The sequence below is a fragment of the Lishizhenia sp. genome (assembly GCF_033720595.1).
In the GTDB taxonomy this organism is placed as follows: domain Bacteria; phylum Bacteroidota; class Bacteroidia; order Flavobacteriales_D; family Crocinitomicaceae; genus Lishizhenia.
Window position 1 is genome coordinate 1 of sequence record NZ_JAWWCF010000188.1, and the last position, 5730, is coordinate 5730.

The 5730-nt window shown below is 36.7% G+C and carries 6 protein-coding genes; all 6 read left to right on the top strand.

What is annotated here, in order from left to right; translation table 11 throughout:
* A partial coding sequence (locus R3333_RS12000) for a type III pantothenate kinase (protein ID WP_318959018.1) occupies positions 1-841 on the top strand: 841 nt, incomplete at its 5' end.
* On the top strand, positions 831-2180 hold the full coding sequence (locus tag R3333_RS12005; protein ID WP_318959019.1) for a hypothetical protein: 1350 nt from the start codon (positions 831-833) through the stop codon (positions 2178-2180). The genes R3333_RS12000 and R3333_RS12005, both read left to right, overlap by 11 nt.
* 14 nt (positions 2181-2194) lie before the next feature.
* Positions 2195-3454: a hypothetical protein gene (locus tag R3333_RS12010; RefSeq protein ID WP_318959020.1), complete on the top strand. Its 1260-nt coding sequence runs from the start codon at positions 2195-2197 to the stop codon at positions 3452-3454.
* Entirely contained in the window at positions 3454-4002 is a 549-nt protein-coding gene (gene lptC, locus R3333_RS12015) for an LPS export ABC transporter periplasmic protein LptC (protein ID WP_318959021.1), read from the top strand. Before R3333_RS12010 ends, lptC begins: the two co-directional genes overlap by 1 nt.
* A gap of 3 nt (positions 4003-4005) precedes the next feature.
* Positions 4006-4227 carry a hypothetical protein gene (locus R3333_RS12020; RefSeq protein WP_318959022.1) on the top strand — a complete coding sequence of 74 codons (222 nt, stop codon included), beginning with the start codon at positions 4006-4008 and terminating at the stop codon, positions 4225-4227.
* 93 nt (positions 4228-4320) lie between these two features.
* A partial coding sequence (locus tag R3333_RS12025) for a DUF5686 family protein (RefSeq protein ID WP_318959023.1) occupies positions 4321-5730 on the top strand: 1410 nt, incomplete at its 3' end.

Consider the following 5730-nt stretch of genomic DNA (forward strand, 5'->3'; position numbering starts at 1 on the left):
ACATCACCTTCTGTTTGGTGGGTGCAAATATATAAACTTTATTTGTTCTGAAGTGCCCTTGCAACAATTTTTTTTAAAATTCTTCGCTTATCTTTGTCCATCAATGGAAGAAGAAGCGAAAAATCTAATTATAGATGCCGGGAATACGCGTGTGAAGATAGTTGAAGTCCAGGGAGATGACTTGCGCGTTTTGGCTGCAGTTACCTTGGGCGATTTAAAAAATACCCAAAGTGAAAAAAAATACCAAGGGTATAAAAAATCTTTACTTTCTAGTGTGCTTTCCTCATCTGATACGGATTTTTTGGTTCAATACTTTCAACCAGATCATGTTTTGAGTAGTTCTTCCGAGTATCCTTTTGTTAATCTTTATCAAAGCGAAACCTTGGGAGCTGATAGGGCTGCTAATGCTGCTTTTGCCCATACAGAAATGCTGAAAAGAAAAACACCTGTGCTCATCGTAGATATAGGTACATGTATCAAGTTTGATTTTGTTAATGAAAGGGGAGAGTATTTGGGAGGTTCAATTTCTCCAGGATTACAAATGCGGTATAAAGCCATGAACGCTTTTACGGGACGTTTACCGCTTTACCAGAATACCGATCCAACTCCGTTGATTGGAAATTCTACACATAAAAGTATGTGGTCGGGTGTTATAAATGGAATGCGTGCAGAAATTCAAGGGTTGATAGCCGAATATGAAAAGCAATATGCTGGATTAACAACTTTTATGACAGGTGGAGATGCTAATTTATTTGATATGGCAGCAAAAAATTACATCTTTGTCAACGAAAATTTAACGCTTCAAGGCTTAAATCTAATTCTCGAGCATAATGCGAAATAATATATTAATACTCTTTGCGGTGTGTATGGCTCCTTTTTTAAGGGCACAGACAAATGCATCGTCTCCATATTCATCCTTAGGTGTTGGGGAAACTAACTTTTTTGGAAGTAGTTATTTCCAATCCATGGGAGGATCATCTGTTGCGTTAATCGATAGTTCTCAAACTAATCTTTTTAATCCTTCATCTTACGCAAGTATTGCCAAGGGTCTCCCACTTTTTTCTATGGGAATTGATTACAGAAACACCACCTTGTCAGACGGAGCTTCTGAAGGGAATTTATCATACGGTAACGTTACGCATTTTTCACTTGTAGTTCCTTTTGCTAATCGCTTTGGGTTAGGTTTTGGAATCCGTCCGTACAGTAGAGTAGGATACGATGTAAATGATGCTGAGCTTGTAGACGGGGATTCTGTCTTTTATGAATACAAAGGATCTGGGGGGATACAACAAGTTTTTGGTGGATTGAGTGTTAATGTAATTGCCAAGAAAAAACATGTTCTAGGTTTAGGTGTAAATGGAAACTTTTTATTTGGTTACACGCAAAATTACAGTAGAACTTACAGAATGGTTTCTACCTCTGAGCTAGGTTCTTACAAAGATGACAGGTTGAACTACAGAGGGTACACCTATGATTTAGGAATGAATTATAGTTTTACGCCGAATTCAGAACATAGAGTTACAATAGGTGCAAGCTATACTCCTAGTCAACAAATATCTGTAGCTCAAAACAAATACGATGTCTTCTTTACGAGTTATAACAATATTGGAACCTATGATACCCTATACCCAAATCCTGATGCGCAAGGAACAACTACTCTAGCTTCTAGCTATAAATTGGGAATTACTTATAGCTTTACGCCGCAAGCGGATACAAATAGTTCAAGAAGATTAAAGCCGGAGTTTTTACTTACGGCAGAATATAATGCCGACAATTGGAGTGAGTATTCTAGAACCCTTGGAGGAATTCCGGATGCGAATACTTTGTTTGATGCTACTTCTTACCGTGTTGGTTTACAATATAAACCACACAGAATAGCAGCTGAAAGAAAAACGGTGGCAAAGTATTATGAAAGAATGAGTTATCGCGTAGGATTCTACAACAGCGTTCTTCCAAATAAGGTGAATCAAAGTCAGTTGTCAGAATTTGGCACAAGTTTTGGGATAGGATTACCGGTAGTGTTAAACAGAGCTGTTTCCTCCATAAACTTAGGGGTTACATATGGACAAAGAGGAAATGGTAACATTAACACAATACAAGAAAACTTTTGGGGAATTAATTTTGGTGTAAATTTGTCGCCCGGTTATGACCGATGGTTTAGAAAGTACAAATACGATTAATAAAAAAAACAAAGATGAAGTTAGGAAAACTTATACTTGGAGCTGCAGTGTTAGCAACGTTTACAGCGAATGCACAAGGTGAGGGTGATAGAAACGAGTGTAATAGGTACAAAAAAGTAGCGAATGTTGCTTATGGAGCGAAAAACTACAAAAAAGCCGCTACAGCTTATTTACAAGCAGAAAAGGAATGTGGAGGTTTAGAAAATGCTTTCTACAGTCCAATGATTTACTCTTTGGAGCGTATGGTTAAAGAAACTGAAGGTGAAGAGCAAGCTGCATACATCGATTCTTTATTATCCACTTACGATAATGCGCAAAGACAGCACGGAATCAATGTTTCTTATAAAAAGAAAGAGGGTAAATACTTATTACTTTCTAACAGAGCTGATAAATTAGAAGAGGCTGATTCAGCATTTAGTTATATTATTTATAACCACTCTGAAGAAGCTACAGACTATACAGTTCAGCAGTACTACGCAAACATTTACACCTTATGGTCTAAAGCAGAAGGTGAAGCAAAAGATGGGTACACGAAAAGAATTATTGGGGAATACTTTAAATTGAACAACATTGTTTCTGAAAAAGGATTAACGCCAAGAACTTTAGAGGTATTAACATCTTACTTGGATTATGTAGCAAGAGATTGTGAATCTTTATTACCAGAGATCAACAACTTTATGGCTGCTTTACCACAAGAGAAAGATTTGAAAAAATCTAACGTAAATAACTTTATCAAATTGTTAGAAACGAAATCTTGTACAGATAGTAAAGAATACGAAATGTTGATAGATACATTAATTGCTATCGACCCAACATCAGTAGATGCGAAATTGCAAAAAGCGAAATTGTTAGATGTAAAAGGAAGAACTTCTTCTGCTGTAGCAGCATACAAAGAAGTAATAGACCTTTCTGATGATGCGGATTTAATTTCTGATGCAGAATTGGCAATTGCTACTGCTTACTACAGAGCTAGAAGTTACAAAGCTGCACACAATGCAGGATTAGCAGTAAGCGGAAAGAACTCAGTGGAAGGAGCTAAAATTGCAGCAAACTCTGTAATGGCTAGCATCAACGATTGTGGAAACACAACATTCGAAAGAAAAGCAAACAACTACTACGCTGTAGAAATTGCAAATAAGTACGGATTCAGTGCTTCTCGTTACCAAGCAGCTTGTCCTTCAGGAGAAGATATCTTTAATGCGAGTAAGCAAGTAGGTGAAACGATCACTTTAGAATGTTGGGGAAATAGAACGGTAACTGTTCAGAAATTCTAATGAGAGCCTTAGGCATTAACATATTTACGATACCTGTCATTCTTGGAGTGGCAGGTATCTTTTTTTCTTGTGTAAACGATTTGGAAAGAATTAAAGAAGTTTCTTCCATCGAACATGCACCAGATGAAGCTTCGCGTAATTTAAATGTAATCTATACGGATTCTGGTTATGCGAAGTTAGAATTGACAGCTACTATCGCTGAGTCTTATAATGAGACGCAAAAGACGAAGTTGAAAGATGGTTTGAAGGTCAAGTTCTTCAACGATAATGGAGAGGTTGTGTCTATCTTAACAGCTTTGTATGGCGAGATAGATAAGAATACAGGTGATATGTTTGTGAGAGATAGTGTAGAGCTCAAGAATGTTGAACAGAACAAAATTTTAAAATCAGAAGAACTCATTTGGGATAAGAAAGGTGATTCTGTTTATACAGAAAAAGCCGTTACGATTACTTACCCTAATATGATACTATACGGACAAGGAGCGAAAACGAATCGTAATTTTGATACGGCCTTTGTCTATAATGTAAAAGCACGCGTTAATAAATAGAACATGCAAACGTACAATAAGATCATGCAAGTATTTTGGCTTGCGCTCGTTATTCTTTCTTTCATCTACATTACCTACATGGGAATTACCGAAGGTTTTGAAACATGGCTTAGCTTTTATTTGTTGCCCGTATTTGCCTTCTGTTTTTGGATGATTAGAAGATGGATGATGAAGCGAATGCTGAAACATCAACAATACTTAGAGGATCAAGCAAAGAATAAGTAATACTGTTACTTTTTTACCGTTTATCATTTAATAGTTAAGTATTGAGCTTCCTCCTGTAACTTTTGGGATGAACCAGATGTCTTAAATAATGATATGAAACAACTACTCATCATACTTTTAACCCTCCTAGGGACCATACATGTGTATGGACAAGACCTGTTGAAAGGGAAGGTAGTAGATGAGAATTATCAACCGATTCCTTTCGTAGATATTTTCCTAAGAGGACAAAACAACCAATACCGCGTCAGATCTGATGTAGAAGGGAATTATTCCGTGAACCTAGAAAATGGTTCTTATCGGGTAATCTATGCAGCTACAGGATACGAGAAAAAAGAAGTTTTTATAGCTGTAAAAAAGGGAGAGAATGTTCAAAACGTTCAGCTTTTCCCCATGCGTATCCAAGATATAGACGAGGTTGAAATTTCTGGAAGTAAAAAGAATCCGGGAAGAGAGATTATTCTGAAAGTTGTTCGGAGAAAGGACAGTTTAGATTTCAATCAGTATCCTTACTCTTGTGACGTATATATCAAAGCCACTGAGAAAATTCAAAGAATTGAAGAAGCGCCTAAAAAGAAAAGGCGTAAAAAAGAAAAGGAAGCTGAAGACACCACCTCTAAAGATAATTCACTAGAATTTCTTCGCAACTTCAATATGATAGAGGTTGGTCTGAAGCGTAATTATGCTCCTTACAACAAAGTAAGAGAGTTAAGAAATGCTTTTGAACAGCGTGGGTCTAGAAGCAATTACCTTTATTTCACTACCACGGCAAAATCAAATTTTAATTTTTTTAAGAATACCTTGTTTTTGGATGATTTGAATGAATCTCCTGTGCCATCTCCAATTTCTACCGTTGGAATTTTGTCGTATAAATATAAGTTGGTTGATGTACTTGAAGTGGATAGTGTTAAAACCTTTAAGATAGAGATTAAAGCCCGCTCTTCAGCTACTTCAACCTTGTCCGGTTTTATCTATGTTAGGGATGGAAGTTGGATGGTGGAGAAGTTACAGTTGACTTTAAGTGGTGGGAACTTGTTAATGTATGACTACTTTACCATAGAACAAGATTTTGATATTTCTTCAGATACCACTTGTGTGTTAAGTCAGCAATTAATGACTTACGGTGTGAATCACAAGGAATCTATACATACTTGTAAAACTTCTGTGAAGTATACGAATTATGACTTTGGAGTGAACTTTCCACCCAAGTATTTTGGGAATGAGGTAGCGGTTACTACAGAAAAAGCATATGAGCGTGATTCAAGTTTTTGGAAAAATACGAGAACGGAGCCCTTGTCTCCAGAGGAATTAGAATATGTGCGCAAAAGAGACAGTATTTATACCCTAAGGCATTCCAAGGGGTATTTGGATTCGATAGATTCAATCGCTAATCGTATTACCTACATAGATGTATTACTTAACGGTGTTGATTTTATCAATAGGGATAAAGGAAGGCAATGGGTGTTAGGTTCATTAGCCTCCATGGTGCAGCCTGTTTATATTGCC

Bases quoted from the DNA above. Each gene is read 5' to 3' on its own strand.
- R3333_RS12005 (WP_318959019.1), top strand. From the start codon at position 831: ATGCGAAATAATATATTAATACTCTTTGCGGTGTGTATGGCTCCTTTT.
- R3333_RS12010 (WP_318959020.1), top strand. From the start codon at position 2,195: ATGAAGTTAGGAAAACTTATACTTGGAGCTGCAGTGTTAGCAACGTTT.
- lptC (WP_318959021.1), top strand. From the start codon at position 3,454: ATGAGAGCCTTAGGCATTAACATATTTACGATACCTGTCATTCTTGGA.
- R3333_RS12020 (WP_318959022.1), top strand. From the start codon at position 4,006: ATGCAAACGTACAATAAGATCATGCAAGTATTTTGGCTTGCGCTCGTT.